This window comes from Dyella sp. SG562 (genome assembly GCF_011759495.1).
Lineage (GTDB): Bacteria > Pseudomonadota > Gammaproteobacteria > Xanthomonadales > Rhodanobacteraceae > Dyella_D > Dyella_D marensis.
Genome location: NZ_JAAOYS010000004.1, coordinates 138,242 through 162,657, shown reverse-complemented (window position 1 = coordinate 162,657; position 24,416 = coordinate 138,242). Strand labels below are relative to the sequence as shown.

At 66.8% G+C, this 24,416-nt stretch carries 19 protein-coding genes and 1 riboswitch; of the genes, 7 read left to right on the top strand and 12 right to left on the bottom strand.

Annotation, left to right across the window (positions count from 1 at the left end):
* Positions 1-50: 50 nt before the first annotated feature.
* Positions 51-2,282, bottom strand: coding sequence for an NADP-dependent isocitrate dehydrogenase (locus FHW84_RS09990; protein ID WP_167254986.1), 2,232 nt, complete (start codon positions 2,280-2,282; stop codon positions 51-53).
* A gap of 259 nt (positions 2,283-2,541) precedes the next feature.
* Here FHW84_RS09990 and FHW84_RS09985 point away from each other — a divergent pair, with 259 nt between their 5' ends.
* A complete protein-coding gene (locus FHW84_RS09985) occupies positions 2,542-3,024 on the top strand; it encodes a cupin domain-containing protein (protein WP_208399733.1) in 483 nt (160 codons plus the stop codon).
* 69 nt (positions 3,025-3,093) lie between these two features.
* On the opposite strand, the gene FHW84_RS09980 is transcribed toward FHW84_RS09985, so the two are convergent.
* The 5 genes from FHW84_RS09980 to FHW84_RS09960 all read right to left on the bottom strand — a co-directional run bounded on the left by FHW84_RS09980 (position 3,094) and on the right by FHW84_RS09960 (position 12,004).
* Positions 3,094-3,597: a hypothetical protein gene (locus FHW84_RS09980; RefSeq protein ID WP_167254984.1), complete on the bottom strand. Its 504-nt coding sequence runs from the start codon at positions 3,595-3,597 to the stop codon at positions 3,094-3,096.
* 14 nt (positions 3,598-3,611) lie between these two features.
* The gene (locus tag FHW84_RS09975) at positions 3,612-3,905 is read right to left on the bottom strand and encodes a LysM peptidoglycan-binding domain-containing protein (RefSeq protein ID WP_167254982.1); all 294 of its coding nucleotides are present in this window, start codon (positions 3,903-3,905) and stop codon (positions 3,612-3,614) included.
* Positions 3,906-4,041: 136 nt separating this feature from the next.
* On the bottom strand, positions 4,042-7,173 hold the full coding sequence (locus FHW84_RS09970) for an efflux RND transporter permease subunit (protein WP_167254980.1): 3,132 nt from the start codon (positions 7,171-7,173) through the stop codon (positions 4,042-4,044).
* A 217-nt stretch (positions 7,174-7,390) separates the two neighbouring features.
* Complete coding sequence (locus tag FHW84_RS09965) at positions 7,391-10,636, bottom strand: efflux RND transporter permease subunit (RefSeq protein ID WP_167254978.1); 3,246 nt, start codon at positions 10,634-10,636, stop codon at positions 7,391-7,393.
* Positions 10,637-10,741: 105 nt separating this feature from the next.
* A complete protein-coding gene (locus FHW84_RS09960; protein ID WP_167254976.1) occupies positions 10,742-12,004 on the bottom strand; it encodes an efflux RND transporter periplasmic adaptor subunit in 1,263 nt (420 codons plus the stop codon).
* Positions 12,005-12,372: 368 nt separating this feature from the next.
* On the opposite strand from FHW84_RS09960, the gene FHW84_RS09955 reads away from it, so the two are divergent.
* Positions 12,373-12,894: a c-type cytochrome gene (locus FHW84_RS09955; RefSeq protein WP_167254974.1), complete on the top strand. Its 522-nt coding sequence runs from the start codon at positions 12,373-12,375 to the stop codon at positions 12,892-12,894.
* Between the two features lie 125 nt (positions 12,895-13,019).
* Here the strand turns inward: FHW84_RS09955 and FHW84_RS09950 are convergent, their stop codons facing one another.
* The 3 genes from FHW84_RS09950 to FHW84_RS09940 are packed head-to-tail and all read right to left on the bottom strand — an operon-like array spanning position 13,020 to position 14,243.
* Positions 13,020-13,316 (bottom strand): type II toxin-antitoxin system RelE/ParE family toxin, encoded by a 297-nt coding sequence (locus tag FHW84_RS09950; RefSeq protein ID WP_167254972.1) that lies wholly within the window; start codon positions 13,314-13,316, stop codon positions 13,020-13,022.
* Positions 13,313-13,588, bottom strand: coding sequence for a YlcI/YnfO family protein (locus tag FHW84_RS09945; RefSeq protein ID WP_167254970.1), 276 nt, complete (start codon positions 13,586-13,588; stop codon positions 13,313-13,315). Before FHW84_RS09945 ends, FHW84_RS09950 begins: the two co-directional genes overlap by 4 nt.
* Positions 13,589-13,637: 49 nt before the next feature.
* Positions 13,638-14,243, bottom strand: coding sequence for an ACP phosphodiesterase (locus tag FHW84_RS09940; protein ID WP_167254968.1), 606 nt, complete (start codon positions 14,241-14,243; stop codon positions 13,638-13,640).
* Between the two features lie 57 nt (positions 14,244-14,300).
* Between FHW84_RS09940 and FHW84_RS09935 the strand changes: the two genes are divergently transcribed.
* Entirely contained in the window at positions 14,301-14,993 is a 693-nt protein-coding gene (locus FHW84_RS09935; RefSeq protein ID WP_167254966.1) for an alpha/beta fold hydrolase, read from the top strand.
* Between the two features lie 23 nt (positions 14,994-15,016).
* The gene (gene zapE, locus FHW84_RS09930; protein WP_167254964.1) at positions 15,017-16,132 is read left to right on the top strand and encodes a cell division protein ZapE; all 1,116 of its coding nucleotides are present in this window, start codon (positions 15,017-15,019) and stop codon (positions 16,130-16,132) included.
* Positions 16,133-16,294: 162 nt separating this feature from the next.
* On the opposite strand, the gene FHW84_RS09925 is transcribed toward zapE, so the two are convergent.
* Complete coding sequence (locus FHW84_RS09925; RefSeq protein WP_167254962.1) at positions 16,295-17,167, bottom strand: serine protease; 873 nt, start codon at positions 17,165-17,167, stop codon at positions 16,295-16,297.
* A 431-nt stretch (positions 17,168-17,598) separates the two neighbouring features.
* The gene (locus tag FHW84_RS09920) at positions 17,599-18,471 is read right to left on the bottom strand and encodes a serine protease (RefSeq protein WP_167254960.1); all 873 of its coding nucleotides are present in this window, start codon (positions 18,469-18,471) and stop codon (positions 17,599-17,601) included.
* Positions 18,472-18,733: 262 nt separating this feature from the next.
* On the opposite strand from FHW84_RS09920, the gene FHW84_RS09915 reads away from it, so the two are divergent.
* A complete protein-coding gene (locus FHW84_RS09915; RefSeq protein WP_243868057.1) occupies positions 18,734-20,062 on the top strand; it encodes an amidohydrolase in 1,329 nt (442 codons plus the stop codon).
* 22 nt (positions 20,063-20,084) lie between these two features.
* Here the strand turns inward: FHW84_RS09915 and FHW84_RS09910 are convergent, their stop codons facing one another.
* Complete coding sequence (locus FHW84_RS09910) at positions 20,085-20,945, bottom strand: alpha/beta hydrolase (RefSeq protein ID WP_208399732.1); 861 nt, start codon at positions 20,943-20,945, stop codon at positions 20,085-20,087.
* A 66-nt stretch (positions 20,946-21,011) separates the two neighbouring features.
* On the opposite strand from FHW84_RS09910, the gene FHW84_RS09905 reads away from it, so the two are divergent.
* Positions 21,012-21,392, top strand: coding sequence for a peptidase C13 (locus tag FHW84_RS09905; protein WP_167254956.1), 381 nt, complete (start codon positions 21,012-21,014; stop codon positions 21,390-21,392).
* Between the two features lie 125 nt (positions 21,393-21,517).
* A riboswitch (cobalamin riboswitch) is annotated at positions 21,518-21,742 on the top strand.
* A gap of 151 nt (positions 21,743-21,893) precedes the next feature.
* Positions 21,894-24,407 carry a ribonucleoside-diphosphate reductase subunit alpha gene (locus FHW84_RS09900; RefSeq protein ID WP_208399731.1) on the top strand — a complete coding sequence of 838 codons (2,514 nt, stop codon included), beginning with the start codon at positions 21,894-21,896 and terminating at the stop codon, positions 24,405-24,407.
* Positions 24,408-24,416: the final 9 nt, after the last annotated feature.

Here is a 24,416-nt window from a genome sequence, read left to right as displayed (position 1 = left end):
TGAAAAAGGGCGCCATCGAGGCGCCCCTTCTTCATCGCGGCAGGCCGTGCTTACTTCGCCAACCCATCCACCACCGCATTGAACGTCGCGCTCGGGCGCATCGCCTTGCCGAGCAGCGCGATGTCCGGGTGGTAGTAGCCGTGGATGTCCACCGCCTTGCCCTGCGCGCCGTTGAGCTCGCCGATGATCTTGTCTTCGTTCTCGGTCAGCGCCTTGGCCACCGGCGCGAACTTGGCCTTCAGCTCCGCATCGTCGTTCTGCCCGGCCAGGGCCTGCGCCCAGTACATGGCCAGGTAGAAGTGGCTGCCGCGGTTATCCAGTTCACCGACCTTGCGCGCGGGCGACTTGTTGTTGTCGAGGATCTTGCCGTTGGCCTGGTCCAGCGCCTTGGCCAGCACGCCGGCCTTGGCGTTGTCGTAGCGGTTGCCCAGGTGCTCGAAGGAGGCGGCCAGGGCCAGGAATTCGCCCAGCGAATCCCAGCGCAGGTAGTCCTCTTCCAGGAACTGCTGCACGTGCTTGGGCGCCGAGCCGCCGGCGCCGGTCTCGAACAGGCCGCCGCCGGCCATCAGCGGCACGATCGACAGCATCTTGGCGCTGGTGCCCAGCTCCATGATCGGGAACAGGTCGGTGAGGTAGTCGCGCAGCACGTTGCCGGTGACCGAGATGGTGTCCTGGCCCTTGCGGATGCGCTCCAGCGAGAAGCGGGTGGCCTCGACCGGCGACAGCAGGCGGATGTCCAGGCCGCTGGTGTCGTGGTCCTTGAGGTAGCGCTCGACCTTGGCGATCAGCTGCGCATCGTGCGCGCGCTGCGGATCCAGCCAGAACACGGCCGGCGTGTTGCTGAGGCGCGCGCGGGTGACGGCCAGCTTGACCCAGTCCTGGATCGGCGCGTCCTTGGTCTGGCACATGCGCCAGATGTCGCCGGCTTCCACCGCGTGCTCCAGCAGCACCTTGCCGGCATCGTCGATCACGCGCACCACGCCGTCGGCGGCGATCTGGAAGGTCTTGTTGTGCGAGCCGTATTCCTCGGCGGCCTGCGCCATCAGGCCCACGTTCGGCACGCTGCCCATGGTGGCGGGGTCGAAGGCGCCGTGCGCCTTGCAGTCCTCGATCACCGCCTGGTACACGCCGGCGTAGCTGCGGTCGGGGATCACCGCCTTGGTGTCCTGCAGCTTGCCCTGCGCGTTCCACATCTTGCCGGAGTCGCGGATCATCGCCGGCATCGAGGCGTCGACGATCACGTCGCTGGGCACGTGCAGGTTGGTGATGCCCTTGTCGGAATTGACCATCGCCAGCGCCGGGCGGCGCGCGTACTCGGCCTGGATGTCGGCGGTGATTTCCGCCTGCTTGTCGGTCGGCAGCGCGTTGAGGCGGGCGTAGAGATCGCCGATGCCGTTGTTCGGATCGAAGCCGATCTGCTTGAGCGTGTCGGCGTGCTTGGCCAGCACGTCCTTGTAGAACTCGCTGACCACGATGCCGAACATGATCGGATCGGAGACCTTCATCATGGTCGCCTTCAGATGCAGCGAGAACAGCACGCCCTGCTGCTTGGCATCGGCCACCTGGGCGTCGACGAAGGCGGCCAGCGCCTTGCGGCTCATCACGGCGGCGTCGATGATCTCGCCCGCGCTGATCGCGGTCTTGTCCTTCAGCACCGTGCTCTTGCCGTCCTTGCCGGTCCACTCGATCTTCACCGAGGTGGCCTGGGCGACGGTGGCGGACTTCTCGCTGCCGTAGAAATCGCCGCCGTCCATGTGCGCGACGTGCGACTGCGAGTCCTTGCTCCACGCGCCCATCTTGTGCGGATGCTTGCGCGCGTAGTTCTTCACCGAGAGCGGCGCGCGGCGGTCGGAATTGCCTTCGCGCAGCACCGGGTTCACCGCGCTGCCCTTGGTACGGTCGTAGCGCGCCTTGGCGTCCTTCTCCTGCTCGTTCTTCGGCTCGTCCGGGTAGTCCGGCAGCGCGTAGCCCTGCTGCTGCAGTTCCTTGATCGCGGCCTTCAGCTGCGGCACCGAGGCGCTGATGTTCGGCAGCTTGATGATGTTGGCGTCCGGCGTGGTGGCCAGCTGGCCCAGCTCGGCGAGATCGTCGGCGATCTTCTGCTCGGGTTTCAGCAGGTCGGGGAACTGGGCCAGGATGCGGCCGGCCAGCGAGATGTCGCGCGTTTCCACGGCGATGCCGGCGGAACCGGCGAAGGCTTTGACGATCGGCAGCAGCGACTGCGTTGCAAGGAACGGCGCTTCGTCCGTGAGGGTGTAGATGATCTTCGGAGTGTTGGACATGTCTGGCCTCTTGCAACGACGTTGACAGGAAGGGGGCGCCGCTGGACGGCGGGCGGAACCGGTCACATGGCGACGGCATCCGCGAAAGCCAAGCATTGTCGCGTTTTCGCCGGGGGGACGGAACCGCTGCGGCACGCGTTTGCCCAATACTCCGAACAAGACGTACGGCGCGGTATGGGATCGGGCAAGCGACCGGCGCATGGATACGCCCCACGAAACATCGGACCATGGCCCGACCCCCGACCCGCAAGGACACGCCATGCCCCGCCTCGTCCAGGCCTTCCTCGCCGTGCTGGCACTGACGGCCGCCGCCAGCCCGGCCCCGGCCGCCGAAAGCACCACCCTGCTCAAGACCACGCGCTCCTGGGACGGCACGCCCTACCCGGCCTACGCGTCCGGCCAGCCGCAGATCACCGTGCTGCGCATCGTCATTCCCGCGCACAGCACGCTGGCCTGGCATCACCATCCGGTGATCAATGCGGCGTATGTGCTCAAAGGCGCGCTCACGGTGGAGAAGCGCGCCGAAGGCGTGAACGCCACCTGTTCGCTCGCCGAAGGCGAGGTCTTGCCCGAGCTGGTCGGCCAGGTGCATCGCGGCTACACCGGCGAGCAGGCCGCGACCTTGATCGTCTTCTATGCCGGCACCGAAGGGGCGGACATCACGGTGCCGGACGTGCTGCCGGCGCGGGACACGCCCGCGCGCGCCGCGCCGGCCTGCCATGAGCTGGCCACCCGCGGCTGAGCGTGCGCCTGAAGCGACGAAGGGCGCGGTCTCCCGCGCCCTTCGTAACGACTGCATGATCCAAGCCGGTTACTTCACCGAGAAATCCTTGGTCCCCGCCGGCTGCCCGTTCAAGGTGACGTCCACCTTGTAGTTGCCGGCCGGCCAGCCGTCCGGCTTGCTGATCTCGAACGAGGTGGTGGCCGGGCCGATGGGGGCGATGGTCTTGCTGTCTTCCTTCACCGTCTGGCCGTCCTGGTAGGTCCACTTCACCGCGATGGTGGCATTGCCGCTGCCGCTGGTGCTCACGGCGGCGTAGATGCTGTCCTTCGGCGTGAAGGTGGTGGTGGCGGTGGTGACCTTCTGGTCGGCGCCGACAGCGCTGCCCAGGTCGATCGAGACCAGGCTGACGGCCGGCGCGGGTGCCGGGGCGGCCGCGGGCGGCGTGGCCGGCTGTGCGGCGGTGGCCGCGGGTGCGGCGGTCGGCCCGGCGGCGTCTTCTTTCTTGCCGCAGGCGGCCAGGCTCAGGGTGGCGGCGAGCGCGAAGGCGATCAGGTACGGGGTCTTACTGATCTTATTGGCGGTGATCTTCATGCGTGTCTCCTCTCTCAGTCCTTGGCGGGGATCTTCAGCACCTGGCCCGGCTTGATCAGGTCAGGATTGCTCAGCTGGTCGCGGTTGGCGTCGAAGATGCGTTTCCAGTCGGCGTTGCCGTAGAAATGCTTGGCGATCTTCGAAAGGTTGTCGCCGGCGACGACCGTATAGGTCTGGTCTCCATCCGGCGCGGTCGAAACGACCTTGCTCTCCACGTTGCTGAAGTCCGCCTTGGGCGCGTCGGGCGCCGTCGACTGGACATCGCTTTGCACGTTGGAGAAATCGGGTTTTCCTGTTTCATTGCCCATCGAACACTCCTCCTTCCCGAAAGGAGCGGGCAGTGTTCCGAGTTGGGGGTTAACGCGCCGTTATTGGTTGGCAAGCGCATTCAGGCGGGCGGGTGGCGCTGTTGGGGTTCGCTCGCGCTCACCCCAACCTACGAGGCTACGAGGCCCGCACCACGGCCTGCCGCGAGCGCTCGCGGCGGCGTGCGCGCGCCGCCTTCCAGCGATCGGCCAGGCAGGTGAAGATCACATACAGCGCAGGCGTGCTGAGCAGGGTCAGGCTCTGCGAGATGATCAGGCCGCCGATCAGCGCGATACCCAGCGGGCGGCGCAGCTCCGAGCCTTCGCCCAGGCCGATGGCGATCGGCAGCGCGGCCAGGATCGCCACCATGGTGGTCATCATGATCGGGCGGAAACGCACCACGCAGGCTTCGCGCGCCGCTTCCAGCGGGGACTTGCCGTGCTCGCGCTGCGCCACCAGGGCGAAGTCGATCATCATGATCGCGTTCTTTTTCACGATGCCGATCAAGAGCACCAGGGCGATCTGCGCGACGATCGACAGCTCCGTATCGGTCAGCCACAGCGCCAGCAGCGCGCCCATGCCCGCCGCCGGCAGCGTGGAGAGAATGGTCACCGGATGGATCAGGCTCTCGTAGAGCATGCCCAGCACGATGTATACGGTGACCACCGCCGCCAGCAGCAACAGCAGCATGCCGCCCTGCGACTGCTGGAAGCGGCGGAAATCGCCGCCCACGTTGAGGCGGATGTCGCCGGGCATGCGCATATTGGTGACGGTGGCCTGCACGATCTGCATTGCCTCGCCCATGCTGACGCCGGGGGCGAGGTTGAAGCTCAGGTCCATCGTCGAATACTGGTTCTCGTGCGAGATGGTGGACGGCGCCACGCCCGGCTGCTGCCGCGCGAACGCGGTGAGCGGCACCATCTCGCCCTTGGTGTTGGCCACGTACAGGCGGTTGATCGCTTCGGGCGTGGCCGTCTCGTTCGGCAGCGCGTTGAGCACCACCTTGTACTGGTTGATGTCCGAGTAGATGGTGGAGATCTGGCGCTGGCCGAAAGCGTTGTACAGCGCGCTGTCGATGGTGCCGATGCCCACGCCAAGGCGCGCGGCCTTGTCGCGGTCGACCACGATGTTCTGGCGCAGGCCGGCATCGTCGATGTCCGAACCCACGTCCTTCAGCTTGGGATTCTTCTTCAGCTCGTTGACCAGCTTGGGCAGCCAGGCCTGCAGCTCGTCGATGTCGTTGCCCTGCAGCGAAATCTGGTACTGCGCGCCCTGCCCGCTGCCGCCGAAGCCGCCGCTGGGCAAGTCCTGCAGCGGACGCAGGCGCAGGTTGAGGTCGGGGAACTTGGCGGCCTTCGCGCTGAGGCGGTCCAGCACCTGGAAGGTGGTTTCGCGGCGGCCTTCGGCGCGGGTCTTCAGCTCGATGCTGAAAGAGCCGCTGGTGCCGGTGCGGCTGGTGCCCAGGCGCGAGCTCACCGACTTCACCGCCGGGTCGTTCTGCAGCATCGCGGTGATGCGCTCCTGCCGCTTGATGGTCTCGCCGAACGACACCGTGGCACTGGACGTGGAACGCCCCCAGATCAGGCCGGTGTCCTGCTGCGGGAACAGGCCGGTACGCACGGAGCCGGCCAGGAACACGGTGGCGACGATCAGCGCCAGCGGCGTCAGTGCGAACAGCAAGGTGTGGCGCAGCGAGAAATTCAGCGCCGTGGTGTAGACCGCCAGCATGCTCTCGTGGAACTTGTCCAGGGCGCGGTCGAGGCGCGACGGCTGCTTGCGCTTCCTGTCGTCGTGCGCGCGCAGGAAGCGGCCGCACAGCGAGGGCGTCAAGGTCAGCGACACCAGCATCGACATCACGATCGCCGCCACCAGGGTCAGCGTGAACTCGTGCATGAACAGGCCGGTGAAGCCGCTGGCGAACAGCAGCGGAATGAACACGGCCACCAGCGAGGCGGTGATCGACACGATGGTGAAGCCGATCTCGCGCGCACCCAGCAAGGTGGCCTCGAAGCGCGACAGGCCTTCGTCCATGTGCCGGATGATGTTCTCGATCACCACGATCGCGTCGTCCACCACGAAGCCGATCGCGATCACCAGCGCCAGCAAGGTGAGGTTGTTGAGCGTGTAGCCCATCAAATACATGCACACGAAGGCGCCGGCCAGCGACAGCGGCACCGCCACCGCGGCGATCAGGGTGGGCGCGAGCCGGCGCAGGAACAGCGCCATGGTCAGCACCACCATGGCCAGGCTGATCAGCAGTGTCGCCTGCACCTCGTGCAGCGAGGCGCGGATGGTCGGCGTGCCGTCGAAGTACGGCATCAGCCTGGTGCCGGGCGACAGGAACGAGCGCAAGGTCGGGATCAGCTCGCGCACCGCGTCGACGGTGGCGATCACGTTGGCGTCCGACTTCTTGTACACGTACATCAGCACCGCCGGCTTGCCCTGGTACCAGGCCGCCTGGAAGGCGTCCTGCTGGCCGGAATAGACCTTGGCCACGTCCGACAGCCGCACCGGCGTGCCGTTGCGCGTGGCGATCACCAGGTCGGCGAATTCCTCGGCCGTGTGCAGGTTGTCGTTGGCGGTGATCGCCATCAGGGTCTGGCCGTTGTCCAGGAAGCCCTGCGGCGAAGTGACGTTGGCGGCGATCAGCGCGTTGCGGATCTGGTCGGGCGACAGGCCCATCGCATTGACCGCGCGCAGGTTGAGGTCGACGCGGATGGCCGGCGTCGCCGCGCCGGCGATATCCACCGAGGACACGCCTTCGAGCTGGCGCAGGCGCTGGGCCAGCAGCGAGTCGGCCACGTTGTAGAGCGCGGCGGCCGATTGCGTGTCCGAGGTGAGCGCGAAGGCGATGATCGGGTCGTCGTTCGGGTTGGCCTTCTGGTAGCTCGGCTGGCTGGTCAGGCCGGTCGGCAGGTCCGGCTGCGCGGCATTGATCGCCGCCTGCACGTCGCGCGCGGCGGCATCGAGGTTGCGCCCGCTCTGGAACATCAGGAACACCGAGGCGCTGCCTTCGGAGCTGCGCGAGCGCATGGTGTCGATGCCTGGCACCTGGCCGAGGTGGCGCTCCAGCGGCGCGGCCACGGTGGAGGCCATATTGCTGGCGTCCGCGCCGGACTGAGCGGCCTGCACGAAGATCACCGGGAACTGGATATCCGGCAGGGCGGCCACGCCCAGCAGCGAATAACAGATCACGCCGAGCACGAACACGCCGATGGCGAGCAGCGAGGTGCCGATGGGACGGCGGATGAACGGGCCGGAGATGTTCATGCGGTAAGCGTAGCGGGGGAATGGCCGGCGCGGCGCAGGCGTCGGGCGAGGCGGGGTTTCATCAACTGAACGCACCGGCCGGGTATCGGTTGAACATGCGGGCCGGGGCCTTCTGGCACTGGTGCGGATCGCCAGGCCCAGGACGCCGAAAGGGGCGGAGCCTTCCGGCTCCACCCCTTGGTCGCGTCACCGCGTCGTTTATCCGGCCCTGGCGGCCTCACGCCGCCGCGCTTCCGCCGGTCGCCGCGCGTTCGAGCGCGCGGCGTTCGCGGCGCACCCGCAGCCAGTCGGAGAAGCGTTCCATGTACAGGTAGATCACCGGCGTGGTGTACAGCGTGACCAGCTGCGACAGCAGCAGGCCGCCGACGATCGACACGCCCAGCGGACGGCGCAGCTCCGCGCCGATGCCGTTGCCCAGCGCCAGCGGCAGGGCGCCGAGCATGGCCGCCGCGGTGGTCATCATGATCGGACGGAAGCGCAGCAGGCAGGCGCGGCGGATCGCTTCCGGCGGACTCATGCCGGTGCGCTGCGCCTCGATGGCGAAGTCGATCATCATGATCGCGTTCTTCTTCACGATGCCGATCAGCAGCACGATGCCGACGATGCCGTCCACCGACAGGCTCATGCCGCACAGGATCAGCGCCAGCAGCGCGCCCACGCCGGCCGGCGGCAGGGTGGAGATGATGGTCAGCGGGTGGATGTAGCTTTCGTACAGCACGCCCAGCACGATGTAGATGACCACGATCGCGGCGAGCAGCAGCAGTACTTCGTCGCCCAGCGAGGAGGAGAACTCCGCCGCCTTGCCGATGAACTGGCCGCGCACCTGCGGCGGGAAATTCTGCTGCTGTTCGATCTCGTGGATCGCCTTGACCGCATCGGACAGCGAATAGCCCTGCGCCACGTTGAACGACAGCGTCACCGCCGGCAGCTGCTGCTGGTGGCTGACCACCAGCGGCGCGCTGGTCACTTCGGCATTGGCCAGCGAAGCGATCGGAATGGTGCCGCCGGCGCCGACCTGGAAGCCGACGTTGCCGGTGTTGCCGATGCCCGCCGGCGTGGCCGAGTTGCTCGACGCCACCTGGCCGAAGGTGGTGGCGTTGCTGCCGGTGAGCGCGCCGTTGCCGTTGCCGCGCACGGTGAGCTTGTTCAGCAGGTCCTGGCTGGTGCGGAATTCCGGCGCGACTTCCATCACCACGCGGTACTGGTTGAGCTGGGTGAAGATGGTCGAGATCTGGCGCTGGCCGAACGAGTCGTACAGCGTGTCGTCGATGGTCTGCACCGGCACGCCCAGGCGGCTGGCCTTCTCGCGGTCGATGGTGAGCTTGAGCGCGTTGCCGCTGTCGGCCAGGTTGTTGTCCACGTCCGACAGTTCCGGGCGCTGGCGCATGGCCTGGGTCATCTGGTTGGCATAGCCGGCCAGTTCCGCCGAGTTCACCGCGGACATCGAGTACTGGTACTCGGTGGCGGCCACGCGGCTGTCCAGCGTCACGTCCTGCACGGGCTTGAGGTACAGCGCCACGCCGGGGATGCCGGCCACGGTCTTCTGCAGGCGCGGCAGGATGTCGTCCAGGCCGCCGCGGTCGCCGCGGTCCTTCAGCACGATGCTGAGCTGGCCCTGGTTGAGCGTGGGGTTGATCGAACCGGCGCCGATGAAGGCCGCCACGCCGCTCACGGCAGGGTCCTTGCGCAGCGCCTCGGCCACGGCCTGGGTGCGCTGCTCCATCTGCGGGAAGGCCACGTTCTGGTCGGCCTGCACCACGCCGGTGATCAGGCCGGTGTCCTGCTCGGGCAGCAGGCCCTTCGGAATCACCACATACAGGAACACGGTGACCACCACGGTGACCAGGGCCACGAACATGGTGAAGCGATGGTGGTCCAGCACCCAGCCCAGGGTGCGGTCGTACAGGTCGACCGTGCGCGACCACACCGTGCGCTTGCCGGCGGCGGCATGGCGCTCGTGCGCGTCGTCGCCTTCCGGCAGCGCGTCGGGCTTGAGCAGGTAGGCGCACATCATCGGCGTCAGGGTCAGCGACACCAGCATCGAGATGGCGACCGCGATGGTCAGCACCCAGGCGAATTCGTGGAACAGGCGGCCGGTGACGCCGGGCATCAGCAGCAGCGGCAGGAACACCGCGATCAGCGACACGGTCAGCGACAGCACGGTGAAGCCGATTTCCCTGGCGCCGATCTCGGCCGCTTCCTTGCCGCTCTTGCCCTGCTCGATGTAGCGGACGATGTTCTCGATCATCACGATCGCGTCGTCCACCACGAAGCCGGTGGCCACGGTAAGCGCCATCAGCGAGAGGTTGTCCAGCGACATGCCGGCGAAGGCCATCACGCCGAAGGTGCCCATCAGCGACAGCGGCACCGCCACCGACGGAATGATGGTGGCCCACAGGCGGCGCAGGAACACGAAGATCACCGCCACCACCAGGAACACCGTGAGCACCAGCGTGAACTGCACGTCCTCCACCGAGGCGCGGATGGTCACGGTACGGTCGGCGAACACGTCCAGGTGCACGTCGGCCGGCAGCACGCTGCGCAGCTCCGGCATGATCCCGCGGATGTGCTCCACGGTCTGCACGATGTTGGCGCCCGGCTGGCGGCGCACGTCCAGCAGCACCGCCGGCTTGCCGTTGGCCCAGGCGGCGAGCTGGTCGTTCTCGACGCCGTCGATCACCCGCGCCACATCGGACAGGCGCACCGGCGCGCCGTTCTTGTAGCTGATGATGGTGTTCTTGTATTCGGCCGCGTCGATCAGCTGGTCGTTGGTGCCGATGCTGTAGCTCTGCGTCTTGCCGTTGAGCGTGCCCTTGGGCGCGTTCACGTTGGCCTGGGTGAGCGCGCTGCGCACGTCCTCCATGGTCAGGCCGAGATTGGACAGCTGCGCCGGATTGACCTGGATGCGCACGGCCGGACGCACGTTGCCGGCGATCGAGACCAGGCCCACGCCCTGCACCTGCGACAGCTTCTGCGCCAGGATCGAGTCGGCGATGTCGTTGATATTGCGCAGCGGCAGCGTGTCGGAGGTGAGCTTCAGCGTGAGGATCGGCGCGTCGGCCGGATTCACGCGGTTGTACACCGGCGGATACGGCAGGTTGTTCGGCAGCGTGCCCTTGGCCTGGTTGATCGCGGCCTGCACGTCCTGCGCGGCGATGTCGATGTCGCGGTCCATGGCGAACTGCAGCACGATGGTCGACAGGCCCGCGGAGGAGTCCGAAGTCATCATCGCCAGGCCGGAGATCTGGCCGAAGTTGCGTTCCAGCGGCGTGGTAATCAGCGCCGCCATGGTGGACGCGCTGGCGCCCGGATACTGGGTGGTGACCACCAGGCTGGGCGCGTCGATTTCGGGCAGCGCCGAGACCGGCAGCTGGCGATAGCCCAGGATGCCGAGCAGCATCACCGCCACCATCAGCAGCGAGGTGGCGATCGGCCGGCGGATGAAGAGCGTCGAGAATCCCATGGTTACCTGGATGGCCGTCCGTTGTGGACTTCAAGGCGCGGCGCGTCTATGCGCCGCGCGTGGCGCCGGGCGTCGCGCTCATGGCGCGCGCCCGGCCGGTGTGGCTTAGCCGCCGCGGCGGCCGCCGCCGTTGCGCTGACCCTTCTTGCCCTGCTGCTGCAGCTCTTCGGCGGTGGGCGCGGCCGGCACTTCGCCCGGCTTGAGGCCCTTCACCTTGCTGCCCGGCTTCAGGCGGAACTGGCCTTCGGTGACCACCTGGTCGCCTTCCTTCAGGCCCGTGCCGATCATCACGTGGCTGTCGCCGACTTCGCCGGCCACCTTCACCGGCTGCATCTTGACCGTGCTGTCGGCCTGCATCTGGTAGACGTAGTCGCCGTCCGGACCGCGCTGCACCGCCTGCGACGGGATCACCAGGCCACCGGCCACGGTGCGCACCTGCAGCCGCACGTTGACGAACTGGCCGGGCCACAGGTCGTTCTTCTCGTTGGCGAACTGCGAGCGTAGGCGGAAGGTGCCGGTGGTAGTGTCGATCTGGTTGTCGATCACCTTCAGCTCGCCGCCGTCGGCGATCGGATGCGCGTCGACGCGGTCCAGCGCGGTGACCGCCAGCGGCGTGCTGCTGTCGCGCACGGCATTGCGCACCATCTCCAGGTTCTGCTCCGGCAGCGTGAACATCACGTAGATCGGATGCAGCTGGGTGATGGTGACGATGGTGCTGGTGGTGGTGACCAGGTTGCCCGGGTCGACGCCGCGGATGCCGGTGACGCCGTCGATCGGCGAGATCACCTTGGTGAAGCCCAGCTGCACCTGCGCGCTGGCGATCGCCGCCACGTCGGCCTGGATGGCCGCCTCGTACTGCGCCACCGAGTTGCGCTGGGTATCGATGTCCTGCTTGGAGACATAGCCCTGAGGCAACAGGTTCTGGTTGCGGGCCAGGGTGGCGCGCGCGGTGGCGAGCAGCGCCTCGTCCTGCGCCTTCTTGCCCACGGCCTGCTGGTAATTGGCCTGGAAGGTGCGCGGGTCGATCTCGGCGAGGACGTCGCCCTGCTTCACTTCCTGGCCTTCCTTGAACTTCAGGCTCATCAGCTGGCCGGACACCTGCGGATTGATCGTCACGGTGTTGAGCGCCTGCACGGTGCCCAGCGCGGTCAGGTAGACCGGCACGTCACGCTTGACCACCGGCTCGACCGTCACCGGCACCGGGGCTTCCTTGTCCTTGCCTTCGCCGCCCTTGCCCGGGCCGCCCTGGCCGTTGCCGGCCGCCTGTCCGCCCTGGCCTTCGCCCGGCTTGTGCAGCAGACGGAAACCGACTCCTCCGACGATGATCACGGCGATCACGATCAGCGCGATCTTCCAAAAACGCGACATGAAAAAAGCTCCTGGATGATAGGCGGGCCCCTACCCGACCCCGCCGCGCGCGGTTGCGCGCCTGTTTTGATACGACGGCGAAAGGATAGGGGCAGTTCAACGAAAAGGGACAATGCCAGTTGACAGGGGGGGCGCATGACCGATGGCAGGGATGAGCCGCGCCACTATGCGGTCCGACGATGTCCGTCCGGTGTCGGCATGAGGGACCGGACCGGCCCGCATCCGGTTCCCTCGCCGCCCATGGTGCCATGGCTGGAAGACAGGCCGGTCCGTTCGTCTATAATCCGGGACTTCATTGCCTGAACCCGCGGTCCGGCCAGGCCCGATGGTTCGCCCACCGAAAACGGGAGTATTGCGTGAGCGGTTCCATGACCAAATCCGACCAGAGCTTCATGCGCAGCTTCTCGTTGCTGATCGCTGGCCTGGGTGTGCTGACGCTGCTGCTGATCGGCGGCGCGTGGATGATCTACGACGCCGAACCCAAGGAAACCAATCCGGACGCGGCCAAGAAGGTGGCCGAGCGCATCGCTCCGGCGGGCGCCGTCTACGCCGGCGACACCGGCCGCGCCGCCATGCAGGCCGCCGCCGACGCCGCCGCCAAGGCCGCCGCGTCGCAGGTCGCCTACGGCGGCAGCACCGACGGCAAGACCATCTACGACAACCTCTGCCACAGCTGCCACACCGCCGGCGTGGCCGGCGCGCCGAAGCTGGGCGACAAGGGCGCCTGGGGCTCGCGCATCGCGCAGGGAGTCGACACCCTGGTCAAGCACGCCATCGAGGGCTACCACGGCCCGGACGGCAACTTCATGCCGGCCAAGGGCGGCAACCCGGCGCTCACCGACGAGCAGGTGAAGAACGCCGTGCATTGGATTGTGGATCAGGCGAAGTAAGCCAGCTTCAATCGGATCAAAGCAAAACGCCGCCCACAGGGCGGCGTTTTTCGTTCGCCCCTTCTCCCCGCCGGGAAGAAGCTTGGGATGAGGGGAGCTCGCGGAGGCGCCCGTCAGCTCCCATCTCAGTGGTAGTCGTCCTCACGCTGATGCCTCACCGCGAGCACATGCACCTCGCTCCCGCGGATCTCGAACAGCGCCACATAGCCCGCATCGCCGAAGCCGATCAGCAGCTCGCGCAGGAACGGGTCGGACTCGTCCGCCTTGCGGCAGGCGTAGGGAAAATCCTTAAGCAGCTCGGTCGCCTTGGCGACAGCGGCAAGCGCGCGCCCGGCTGCACGACGGTCGCGGCTGAGCAGGATGTCGAAGCAGCGCAGCAGGTCGTCGCGGGCTTCTTCCGTGAAGCGGACGCGACAAGTCACTCATCGCCCTCGTGCCGGGGCGCCGCCCCAAGCCGGGCAGAGAGCTGGCCCAGCATGTCGTCGGCCTCGACGTAACGGCCACTGCGCTGCGCCTTCTCCGCCGATGCCCGCCCGCGCTCGATGAACTCGCGCTGGGCGGTGCGCCGGTGGATCTCGGCACGCAGCGAGGCTTCGGTGAAGGCCGACAGGCTTTCGCCCTGGTGGAGCACGCCCAGCACCTGTTCGCGGAATTCGGGGTCGACGCGCAAGGGAGGAATGACCGCTGTCTTCATGGATGGAGCGCCATGTATAGCAATTGCTATGCAGCTTAGCACAGCCTTTTCAGCGCAATTCGGAGACTTCCCCATGGGCGATCCAGTCCGCCGCAAAGGCGCGCAGCTGCGGGAAGAACGCCTCGAAGCGCTCGCGCAGTTGCGGTTCCAGCTCCACCAGCACGGGCATCGCCTCGCCCACTGGGTTGGCCCGGCTCAGGCGTGCGGACACACCGTGCAGCGCGCGCTCGATCTCGGTGCGTTCGGCGTAGCCGGCGGGGAGATCGTGGGCTTCCATATAGATAAGGAAGCGCTTCAGTCCGTCCGGCAGCAGGCCGTGGTGCCGGTGCAGCAGCGCGCGCAGTCCTGCGGAATACGTATCCAGCGGCTGGCCGCTCCAGCGCGCGAAATCCCGCGCCAGCTCATGGTCGAACCACATGTCCAGCAGGATCCCGCCGAAGCGGCGGTAGGGCGAAGGCAGCAGGCGCCGCGCTTCGGCGACTTCCAGATGGGCGTCGGTGTACACGTCGATCGCGCGGTGCAGGCGGATGCCGTCGATCACCCGCGCCGGAAACCGCTGCGGATCGGGCGTCCCATGCACGAAGTCGCCCAGCATGCCGCCCAGGCGCAGCTCGTCGTCATCGCCCGCCAGCAGGGCATGCGCAAGATGGTTCATGTCCGAGCTTGCCGCACGAGCGGGCGGCGGACCGGCCCGGCGGTTATCATTCCGCGTATGACTCCCATCGCCTTCCCCAACGATCCGGATCAGTTCCCCGGTGAAGAAGCCAGCTTCGCGCTGAGCGGCCCGGCCGGCAAGCTCGAAACGATCAGCAACGTCGCCGAACCGGCCGACGCGCGCCGCGGCGTGGCCGTGATCTGCCACCCCAACCCCGTGGAAGGGGGCACCATGCATAACAAGGTGGTGACCATGGTGGAGCGCAGCCTGCGCGAGCGCGGACTGGACACGGTGCGCTTCAACTTCCGCGGCACCGGCGAATCCGAAGGCCAGCACGACTACGGCAACGGCGAGCGTGACGACCTGGCCGCCGTGGTGCGCTGGGTGCGCACGCGGCGGCCCGGCGATGCGCTGTGGCTGGCGGGGTTCTCGTTCGGCAGCTATGTGACCCTGCGCAGCGCGGTCGAGCTGGATGCGGACGCGCTGATCAGCATCGCGCCGCCGGTGGCGCGCCGCCATTACGAGTTCGACGCCATTCCGCTGCCGTCCTGCCCCTGGCTGGTAGTCATGGGCGAGAGCGACGAAGTGGTCGATCCGCAGGCGGTGTTCGACTGGATCGACAGCCTGCACAAGAAACCCGAACTGGTGCGCATGCCGGACACCGGGCATTTCTTCCACCGCCGCCTGATGGACCTGCGCGGCGCGATCAAGCATGTGGTGCAGGACTGGCTGCCGCCCCCGCGCGGCTGACGCGCCCTTCCGCGATTTCTCCCATGAGCGAAACACTTACGATCGCGCCAAGCGCGCGCTACCAGGAAGGCGTCGCCGCGCACCGCTGGGAAAGCGACCCGGCCCAGCTGGCGGTGCTGCCCGAATTCGACCGCATGCATGCGGCGCTCACCGCCGCCCGCGAAGAGAACGGCGGCCTGTTCGGACGGTTGAAGTCGCTGCTCGGCGCCGAGCCGCGCGAAGCCGTGCCGGGGCTGTACCTGTGGGGCAGCGTGGGCCGCGGCAAGACCTTTCTGATGGATCTGTTCGTGGCCAGCCTGCCGCAGGGCATGGCGCTGCGCCGCCACTACCACCGCTTCATGGGCGAAGTGCACGAGCGCCTGCGCGAACTGGGCAACCGCCAGGATCCGCTGCCGGAAGTGGCCGAGGGCATCGCCGCGCGTTGCCGCGTGCTGTGCCTGGACGAGTTCCTGGTCAACGACATCGGCGACGCGATGATACTGGGCACCCTGCTGGAGGCGCTGTTCGCCCGCGGCGTGAGCCTGGTCACCACCTCCAACACCGAGCCGAAGAATCTCTACAAGGACGGCCTGCAGCGCGCACGCTTCCTGCCTGCGATCGCCCTGCTGGAACAGCAGTGCCACGTGGTGGAGATGATCTCCTCGCGCGACTGGCGCCTGCGCGCGCTGACCCAGGCGCCGGTGTACTTCACCCCGCCCAGCGCCGAGGCGGAGCGCTCGCTGGCGCGCATCTTCAGCACCCAGGCGCAGGGCGACACGACGGAAGGCGGCGACATCGTCGTCAACGACCGCGCCATCCCCGTGCGCAAGCGCGCCGAAAACATCCTGTGGTTCGACTTCGACGCCCTGTGCGAAGGTCCGCGCGCCGTGGCTGACTACATCGCCATCGCCAAGGCGGGACCTGCGGTGATCGTTTCCAACGTGCCGCAGTTCAGCATCTACAGCGAAGATGCCGCGCGCCGCTTCGTGCTGCTGGTAGATGAGTTCTACGACCGCCATGTGAAGCTGATCCTTTCCGCTGCAGCGCCAATCACCGAGCTGTATGACGGCGAGCGGCTGCGTGCGGAGTTCGGGCGTACGGAGTCGCGGCTGATCGAGATGCAGAGCGAGGAATACCTGGCTTCACCGCATCTGGCGTGAACGAGCCTGTCAGCGGTTAACCGATCGCACTGGTGCCCGCTTCCCTTGGCTCGTTGGCATGCCTGCGCATGCCAACGAGCCAGGGTTTTGCATTGCCGCCCGAGTCAAGCGGCATGCATCGCATCGCCATCCCTGTCTCGGCAAGCCGCAGGAAAGCGGCTCCTAGCGACGGCCCGAACCGACCATAGGCAGTTGCTTACCCGGCCCTGCCTTCACCCAGATAAACTTCAGGCTGTTCCACAGCTCGCCCGAACTAAGATCGACATATGCAGCAGGTTCTCCCTGCGCTGCGCAAGGAAGACCACCGAATGAGACCACCCCGATCTGGTAGACGCGGCCACCGATACTACGAATGATGGGACTGCCACTGTCGCCATGACAGGCTCCTTGTCCGCGCACTCCAGCGCAGAAATAAGTGCTCAGATCATCGCCATATGCGGCCGCGCACTCGTCGTGTGCCAGCAAAGGCACGTCCACCGCACGCAATCGATCCGGAAGAAAGGGGATATCCGGATCCGTGTTGCCCCATCCCATGACCGTCACAAATTGACCGGGTCGGTACAAGGCATCGCTGCCCAGCGTGGGCAAGCTGACCGGGACGACGCCGCTGACCCGCTTGTCCAGAAAGACCAGCGCCAGATCGGAGCCCGGGGCCGTGCTGACCGCTACCGCGCTGACGCCTCGCCGCTGCGCTCCAATGTTGTCTGAAAGCAGGGTTTGCCCAATGGTGACCGAGAGCCCCGCCGCATTCCCGTCGGTTACGTCGTTGACACAATGCGCAGCGGTAATCACCACGTCCCGGCGATAAAGCGACCCTCCGCAGAAATGCCGCCCGCCAGATTGCAGGGAGGCCATGAACGGGTACTTTCCCCTGGAGACCTCATGACCACCAATGATGCGCGGATCGATGCGTGGGCCGTTCTCGACGGATATCTGGGACTTCGCAAAAGCCAGGCTCGCAGTGGTGAGAGCGAGCATGCTGGCCATCCAAGCCACGATGCTGACGATTGCCTTCTTGTTCGAACGCATTTGCATGGGACTTCTCCAGGTCATGGAAGAGGATTAGCCATTGCATTGCGATAAGCCCGCTAAAAGCCAGCGCTTACGCGGCTACAAGTAAACACATGATCTTTGCTTCCTGGATATCGCAGAAGTACGAAAGTCTTCTCTGACATGCAGCTCCATGAAGCTGGCCTCTTCCGCTACTGCGCCGACCACTGAGCTGTACGACGGGAGTAGCTGCGTGCTGAGTTCGGGCGCACGAAGTTGAAGTTGGTCGAAATGCGGAGCGAGGAAAATCTCGCGTCGCCGCATCTGGCGTGAGGGACGGTTACCAGGAGCGGATCACTCCGGGCGGCCGTGCCCTCCTCGACCATGGCGTGCCAGCAGGCACGCCATGGTCGAGCATTGCCGCCGAGTCACGGCTTGCATCGCCGTTCCGCCGTACGGCTGCTTGGGAATCAGGCCTAGCGACGGTTCGATCCGACGGTATGCAGTCCTTTATTCCGCGCCGGTTGCACCCAGATAAACCGCAGGCTATTCCACAGCTCGCCTGAGCTGAGGTTGGCATACACCCCAGGCGCACCCTGCTCCGCGCATCCCTCGCCGAACGAGACGACGCCGATCTGATAGACACGGCCACCTATGCTGCGAATGATCGGTCCGCCGCTATCGCCCTGGCAGGAATCCTTGCCACGGACACCTGCGCAGAAGTAGGTGCCCAGCTCGTATCCTTCATAGCTGGCGGCGCACTCCTCCGGCGCAAGAATGGGCACGTCCACTTCCCGAAGCCGATTAGGGAAGTACGGCAGCTCCGCATCGGTGTTGCCCCAGCCCATGACCGTTGCCGTCTGCCCGGGCCGGTACAAGGCATCGCTGCCCAGCGTGGGCAAGCTGACCGGAACGACGCCGCTGACCCGCTTGTCCAGAAACACCAGAGCCAGATCGGACGCCGGGAGCGTACTGATCGCCACTGCCCGGATCCTTCGCCGCTGCGCGCCGATGCCATCCGAAAGCAGGGTCTGCCCGATGGTGACCGTGAGCTCCGCCGCGTTGTCGTCGGTTACATCGTTGACGCAGTGAGCAGCAGTAATCACCACATCCTGGCGATAAAGCGATCCTCCGCATAAATGCTGCCCGTCGAATTGCAGCGAAGCCATGAATGGGTACTTCCCCCTGGATACTTCATTGCCACCGATGATGCGCGGATCGATGCGCGGGCTGTTTTCCACGGATGCCCGCGGCGTGGCGATAGCGAGACTCGCGGCGGTGAGCGCGAGCATTCCCGCCATCCAGGCCATGACCCTGACGGCCGTCTTCTTTCTCGAACGCATTTGCATGGGACTTCTCCAGTTCATGGAAGAGGATTAGCAACTGCATTGCGATAAGCGTGCAGAACGCCAGCGCTTACGCGACTATGAGTAGACGCTCAGTCGCGCCTTTCAGATATCGAAGAAATACGAAAGTTGTCCCCGACATATCAGCTTCGCGGCGCGCGGCACACTGCATATCCGGAATACTCCCAATTGCTGCTCTCAAAGCCGCCATCGATGCAGCGCTGCGCATACGCTTCGCAACGGACATCCACGCCGGAGAATGCTCATGATGCGCAGCGCCTTGCTCATGCTGTCCCTTGCCGCCGTATCGGCCGTACCTGTCCATGCCACCGATGTGGCGCAAAGCATTCAGGACGAACTGCCCCAGGTCGTCGCATGGCGCCACGACATCCACCTGCATCCCGAACTGAGCAATCGCGAGACGCGCACCGCCGCACTGGTTGCCGCGCAGCTGAAGAAGCTCGGCCTGGACGTGCGTACCGGCATCGCGCACCACGGCGTGGTGGGCGTTCTAAAAGGCAGCAAGCCCGGGCCGAGGCTGGCAATCCGCGCCGACATGGACGCGCTGCCGGTCACCGAGGAAACCGGCCTGCCGTTTGCCTCAGCAGCGCTGGGCGAATACCGCGGCAAGTCCACCGGCGTGATGCACGCCTGCGGCCACGACGCGCACACGGCCATGCTGCTGGGCGTCGCCACCGTGCTCGCCGGCATGAAGCAGGAGCTGCCGGGCGAGGTGATGTTCGTCTTCCAGCCGGCGGAGGAAGGAGCGCCAGCGGGCGAGCAAGGCGGAGCCGCGCTCATGCTGAAAGAAGGCGTGTTCCGCGACTTCGCGCCGGACGCCGTATTCGCCATGCATGTGATCAGCACGCTCAACGTCGGCACGGTGGCGCTGCGGCCGGGACCCGCGCTGTCCGGTGCGGACGGCTTCAAGCTGGTGGTCCACGGACGCCAGACGCACGGCGCCATGCCGTGGAACGGCGTCGATCCCATCGTCACCGCGGCGCAGATCGTCGAGCAGGCGCAGACCATCGTCAGCCGCCGGCTGGATATCGGCACGCTGCCGGCCGTGCTCAGCTTCGGCATCGTCGAAGGCGGCACGCGCCACAACATCGTGCCGGACAAAGTGGAACTGCAGGGAACCCTGCGCAGCTTCGATCCCGCCATGCGCCAGCAAGCCATCGACCATCTGCGCGGCATCGCCGAACACGTGGCCGCCGCGAACGGCGCCACGGCGGAACTGCGGATCCCGATGGGCGACAGCTATCCGGTCACGGTCAACGACGCCGCATTGACCGCACGGGTACGCAGCAGCCTGGTCAAGGCGGTCGGCCACGCGCATGTGGTCGAGGCTCCGCCGGCCATGCCCTCGGAGGATTTCGCTTATTTCGCCAAAGAAGTGCCCGGCGTGTACTTCTTCGTCGGCGCCACCCCAGCCGGCCAGGATGCGGCGAAGGCGGCAGCCAATCATTCGCCGCGGTTCTTCATGGACGAGGGCGCCATGAAGGTAGGCATGACCTCGATGCTGCAGGCGACGCTGGACTATCTGCAGGCCCCATCCACCGAAACGGATCACCAGAAGCAAGCAGCGAGCTGAGCAGACGGGGGTGGAAAGCCCGCTACTCGTCCGGCTTCTGGCGAACCGACACGCCCGCCAAAGCCGGTGGCGTGCCGCAGCGGCCGGAGCGCAGCGCATCCAGATAAGCCGACACCAGCGTCGTCGTGCTCTTCTGCGCACCCGCGGCGAACTGGCCGCCGCCTAAGTTCATATGGTTGGCGCCATCCACCACGGCCAGCCAGCGGCAGCCCGGCCCCAGTCCATCGAAGGCCTGCATGCGCCAGCCGTAGTCGCCGCCCAGCCCCTGGTCCCGCGTGCCGGTGACCAGCAGCGTGGGCGCGGCGATCGGTGCCCATGCGCCTTCGGGGAACACCGGTCCCGGCCCTTCCGGCGATAAGGCCACGTAGGCGTCGAAGCTGCCCTTCGGCGCCAGCCCCAGCTTGTTGTGCGCACCGGCTTCCAGCATCACCGTGATCGCGCCCATCGAATGGCCGAGCAGCGCCTTGAACGATGCGTGGCAGCGCTGTTCCGACCACGCCAGCGCCGCGTCGATGTCGAGAAAGCGCGCCCGATAAGCCGGCGCATCGGTGACCAGGGCGGTGATGCCGCCCTTGAAGCCATCGCTGCGCAGGTCCTGCTTCAGCACCGGCAGGCCGCTTTCGCGGTGCCCCATCACCACCACGCGCCAGCCGTCGGCGCTCAAGGCCTCGCCTACATAGCGCAGGCCCTGCTCACTTCCGCCGGCGCCGTGCGACACCAGCAGCAGCGGCGGGCAGGTTTTCGCCGCGGCAGGCTCGTACACCATCAGCGGCGTGCTCGCGCCATCGGAACGCGGCACCTCGATGCGTTCCGCGGCCCAGGCCTGCACGGTGGCGGCCAGCGCCAGCAGTACGGCCACGATCTTCGGCGACGTCGTCGACATGCTTCGCTCCCCTTCGATGGCCTGCACTGCGGTAACGTGGCGGCCTTTCCTGCACGGAGCCCCGCCATGACCAGCCTGCTCTTCCTCGCCCTGCTGTCCGCGCCCGGCATGCCGGCGGACGATTTCTCAACGCGGGTGCAGCAGGCCAAGTTGACCGAGGGCGCCAAGGACGGGCCGGACTACCAGAAGAAGATGTGGGCCGCGATCGGCGACCGCACCACCGACGCGCTCAAGGGTTGCATCGCCACCCTGCCCAAGCCCGACAAGTCCCCTTTCGTGCTGGTCGCCGACGTGCACGCCGACGGCAGCCTGGGCCGGGTCGAAGTCCGCGCCCCCACCGACGTAGCCACCTGCCTGCTCAGCCGCTTCGCCGGCTGGAAGCTGCCGGCCCCGCCGGCCAGCCCGGCGCCGTATCCGATCGAGGTGGATTTCAGCATCGCCCCCTGAGCGCCCGGGCAGAACCGATCGCCAAGATTTTTCGCATGGCCGCCAGGCCGCGCCAGGCCTTGAATTACCCCACTTATCCACCGATATATGCACAATGGCTTGGGTTGACCTTCCCTGCCTTACCCCTATATGTTGTGTCGGTCGGTGCCTTTCTCAGACCCACGGTCGGATTGGCTTAATAGGGAATCCGGTGCGAATCCGGAACTGCCCCGCAGCGGTAAGCGGAAACGAAAGCTCCCATCGCACTGGCCTTCCAAGGCTGGGAAGCGGGGGCGAGTAGGTCGGATCGGTCGCCAGCGAACGGTCCATGTCTGCGAGTCCGAAGACCTGCCGGCACATCGCGGCCTTCAGCGCCGCGGTGAGTGATGGCGGCTTCCGCGGGGAGGCGCGTCGTGGCGCGGAGCCTTCGCTCCGCCGCACGGCCGTCCCCGCCTACACCGCCTTCGTCTCAGCCCTGCGCGCGGGAGCAGGTCGTTGAAGCCTTTGGCCTGGAGCGATGCCATGCAACCTATCGACACCGACTCGCGCGAGCGCACCGACGACCGCGCGGATGCATCCGCCTTCCCTGCCGCCGACGCAGCTGCCGCCGCGCCGGAGCCCGTTCGCATGGAAGCCGTGGCGGAGACCCCCTTCGCCCTCACCCCGCCGCACAACCCCGGCCAGATGCGCGTGACCAAGCGCAACGGCAGCCAGGAGATCGTCGACGTCAACAAGATCGTGCGCGCGGTGACCCGCAGCGGCGAAGGCCTGCATGCGGTCGATCCGCTGCGCGTGGCGCTGAAGACCATCGGCGGCCTGTACGACGGCGCCACCACGCGCGAGCTGGACGAGCTGTCGATCCGCACCGCCGCCGCGCTCACCGCCGAGGAACCCGAATACGGCCAGCTCGCCGCGCGCCTGCTCGGCGCCTACGTCGACAAGGAAGTGAGCGGCCAGGAAATCCAGAGCTTCTCCCAGTCGATCGCGCGCGGCGCGGAGCTGGGCATCCTCAACGCACGCCTGCGCGACTTCGTCGCCGCCAATGCGCGCAAGCTCAACGACGCCATCGATCCGCTGGCCACGCGCCGCTTCGAATACTTCGGCCTGCGCACCGTGTACGACCGCTACCTGCTGCGCCACCCGCAGCTGCGCAAGGTGATCGAGACGCCGCAGTACTTCTTCATGCGCATCGCCTGCGCGCTGGGCGGCAACGAGATCGGCGAGACGCTGGAGCTGTACCGCCTGCTGTCCTCGCTGGAATACATGGCCAGCTCGCCCACCCTGTTCAACGCCGGCACCGCGCACGAGCAGCTCAGCTCCTGCTTCCTGCTCGACTCGCCGACCGACTCGCTGGAGTCGATCTACGAGAAGTACGGCGACGTGGCCAAGCTGAGCAAGTTCGCCGGCGGCATCGGCCTGGCCTACTCGCGCGTGCGTTCGCGCGGCTCGCTGATCCGCGGCACCAACGGCCATTCCAATGGCCTGGTGCCGTGGCTGAAGACGCTGGATGCCTCGGTCGCCGCGGTGAACCAGGGCGGCAAGCGCAAGGGCGCGGCCTGCGTGTACCTGGAGCCGTGGCACGCCGACATCGAGGAGTTCCTCGAGCTGCGCGACAACACCGGCGACGAGGCGCGCCGCACGCACAACCTCAACCTGGCCAACTGGATTCCCGACGAATTCATGCGGCGCGTGGAGAGCGACGGCGACTGGTCGCTGTTCGATCCGAAGATCGTGCCGCACTTCGTCGACAGCTGGGGCGAGACCTTCGAGCGCGCCTACCGCGAAGCGGAAGCCGCCGGCATCGCGGTGAAGAAGGTGAAGGCGCGCGAGCTGTACGCGCGCATGCTGCGCACCCTGGCCCAGACCGGCAACGGCTGGATGACCTTCAAGGACCGCAGCAACGCCACCAGCAACCAGACGGCCAAGGCCGAGAACGTCATCCACCTGTCCAATCTGTGCACCGAGATCCTCGAGGTGACCAATGCGGGTGAGACCGCGGTATGCAACCTGGGTTCGGTGAACCTGGCGCGCCACGTGGTAGACGGCGTGTTCGACTTCGACAAGCTCGCCGCCACCGTGCGCACCGCGGTGCGCCAGCTGGACCGCGTGATCGACCTGAACTTCTATCCGATCGACACCGCGCGCACGGCCAACCAGAAGTGGCGCCCGGTGGGCCTGGGCGTGATGGGCCTGCAGGACGTGTTCTTCAAGCTGCGCCTGCCGTTCGATTCGGCCGACGCGCTGGCGCTGTCCACGCGCATCGCCGAGGAGATCTACTTCCACGCGCTGAGCATGTCCAACGAGCTGGCGCGCGAGCACGGCGCGCATCCGGGCTTCGCCGAAAGCCGCGCCGCCAACGGCGAGCTGCAGTTCGACTACTGGCCGCAGGCCAGGCCGAACGACATGCCGCGCTGGGATTCGCTGCGTGCCAGCGTGAAGGAACACGGCCTGCGCAACTCGCTGCTGATCGCGATCGCGCCGACCGCCACCATCGCCTCGATCTCCGGCTGCTACGAGTGCATCGAGCCGCAGGTCAGCAACCTGTTCAAGCGCGAGACGCTGTCCGGCGACTTCCTGGTGGTGAACCGCTACCTGGTCGAAGAGCTCAAGACGCTGGGCCTGTGGACGCCGGAAGTGCGCGACGCCATCAAGCTGGCCGAAGGCTCGATCCAGGGCATCGCCAACATCCCCGAGCGCCTACGCCAGATCTACCGCACGGTGTGGGAGCTGCCGCAGAAGGCGCTGATCGACCTGGGCGCCGCGCGCGGCGCATACATCGACCAGAGCCAGTCGCTGAACCTGTTCATGGAGAACCCGAACATCGGGCAGCTGAGTTCCATGTACATGTACGCGTGGAAGTCCGGCATCAAGACCACGTACTACCTGCGTTCGAGGCCGGCGACCAAGATCGCCAAGACCACGGTGGCCGCCGCCGCGCCGGCAGCCAGGCCGGCGCCGGAAGCCGAGCAGGAACAGGCCAACGCCGCGGTGTTCTGCTCGCTGGAGAACCCGGAATACTGCGAGGCCTGCCAATAAGGCAACGCA

Coding starts and splice junctions, on each gene's coding strand:
- FHW84_RS09905 (WP_167254956.1), top strand. CDS start 21,012: ATGACCAGCCTGCTCTTCCTCGCCCTGCTGTCCGCGCCCGGCATGCCG.
- FHW84_RS09990 (WP_167254986.1), bottom strand. CDS start 2,282: ATGTCCAACACTCCGAAGATCATCTACACCCTCACGGACGAAGCGCCG.
- FHW84_RS09955 (WP_167254974.1), top strand. CDS start 12,373: ATGACCAAATCCGACCAGAGCTTCATGCGCAGCTTCTCGTTGCTGATC.
- FHW84_RS09935 (WP_167254966.1), top strand. CDS start 14,301: ATGACTCCCATCGCCTTCCCCAACGATCCGGATCAGTTCCCCGGTGAA.
- FHW84_RS09920 (WP_167254960.1), bottom strand. CDS start 18,471: ATGCAAATGCGTTCGAGAAAGAAGACGGCCGTCAGGGTCATGGCCTGG.
- FHW84_RS09900 (WP_208399731.1), top strand. CDS start 21,894: ATGCAACCTATCGACACCGACTCGCGCGAGCGCACCGACGACCGCGCG.
- FHW84_RS09975 (WP_167254982.1), bottom strand. CDS start 3,905: ATGGGCAATGAAACAGGAAAACCCGATTTCTCCAACGTGCAAAGCGAT.
- FHW84_RS09960 (WP_167254976.1), bottom strand. CDS start 12,004: ATGTCGCGTTTTTGGAAGATCGCGCTGATCGTGATCGCCGTGATCATC.
- FHW84_RS09985 (WP_208399733.1), top strand. CDS start 2,542: ATGCCCCGCCTCGTCCAGGCCTTCCTCGCCGTGCTGGCACTGACGGCC.
- zapE (WP_167254964.1), top strand. CDS start 15,017: ATGAGCGAAACACTTACGATCGCGCCAAGCGCGCGCTACCAGGAAGGC.
- FHW84_RS09970 (WP_167254980.1), bottom strand. CDS start 7,173: ATGAACATCTCCGGCCCGTTCATCCGCCGTCCCATCGGCACCTCGCTG.
- FHW84_RS09940 (WP_167254968.1), bottom strand. CDS start 14,243: ATGAACCATCTTGCGCATGCCCTGCTGGCGGGCGATGACGACGAGCTG.
- FHW84_RS09915 (WP_243868057.1), top strand. CDS start 18,734: ATGATGCGCAGCGCCTTGCTCATGCTGTCCCTTGCCGCCGTATCGGCC.
- FHW84_RS09945 (WP_167254970.1), bottom strand. CDS start 13,588: ATGAAGACAGCGGTCATTCCTCCCTTGCGCGTCGACCCCGAATTCCGC.
- FHW84_RS09925 (WP_167254962.1), bottom strand. CDS start 17,167: ATGCAAATGCGTTCGAACAAGAAGGCAATCGTCAGCATCGTGGCTTGG.
- FHW84_RS09965 (WP_167254978.1), bottom strand. CDS start 10,636: ATGGGATTCTCGACGCTCTTCATCCGCCGGCCGATCGCCACCTCGCTG.
- FHW84_RS09910 (WP_208399732.1), bottom strand. CDS start 20,945: ATGTCGACGACGTCGCCGAAGATCGTGGCCGTACTGCTGGCGCTGGCC.
- FHW84_RS09980 (WP_167254984.1), bottom strand. CDS start 3,597: ATGAAGATCACCGCCAATAAGATCAGTAAGACCCCGTACCTGATCGCC.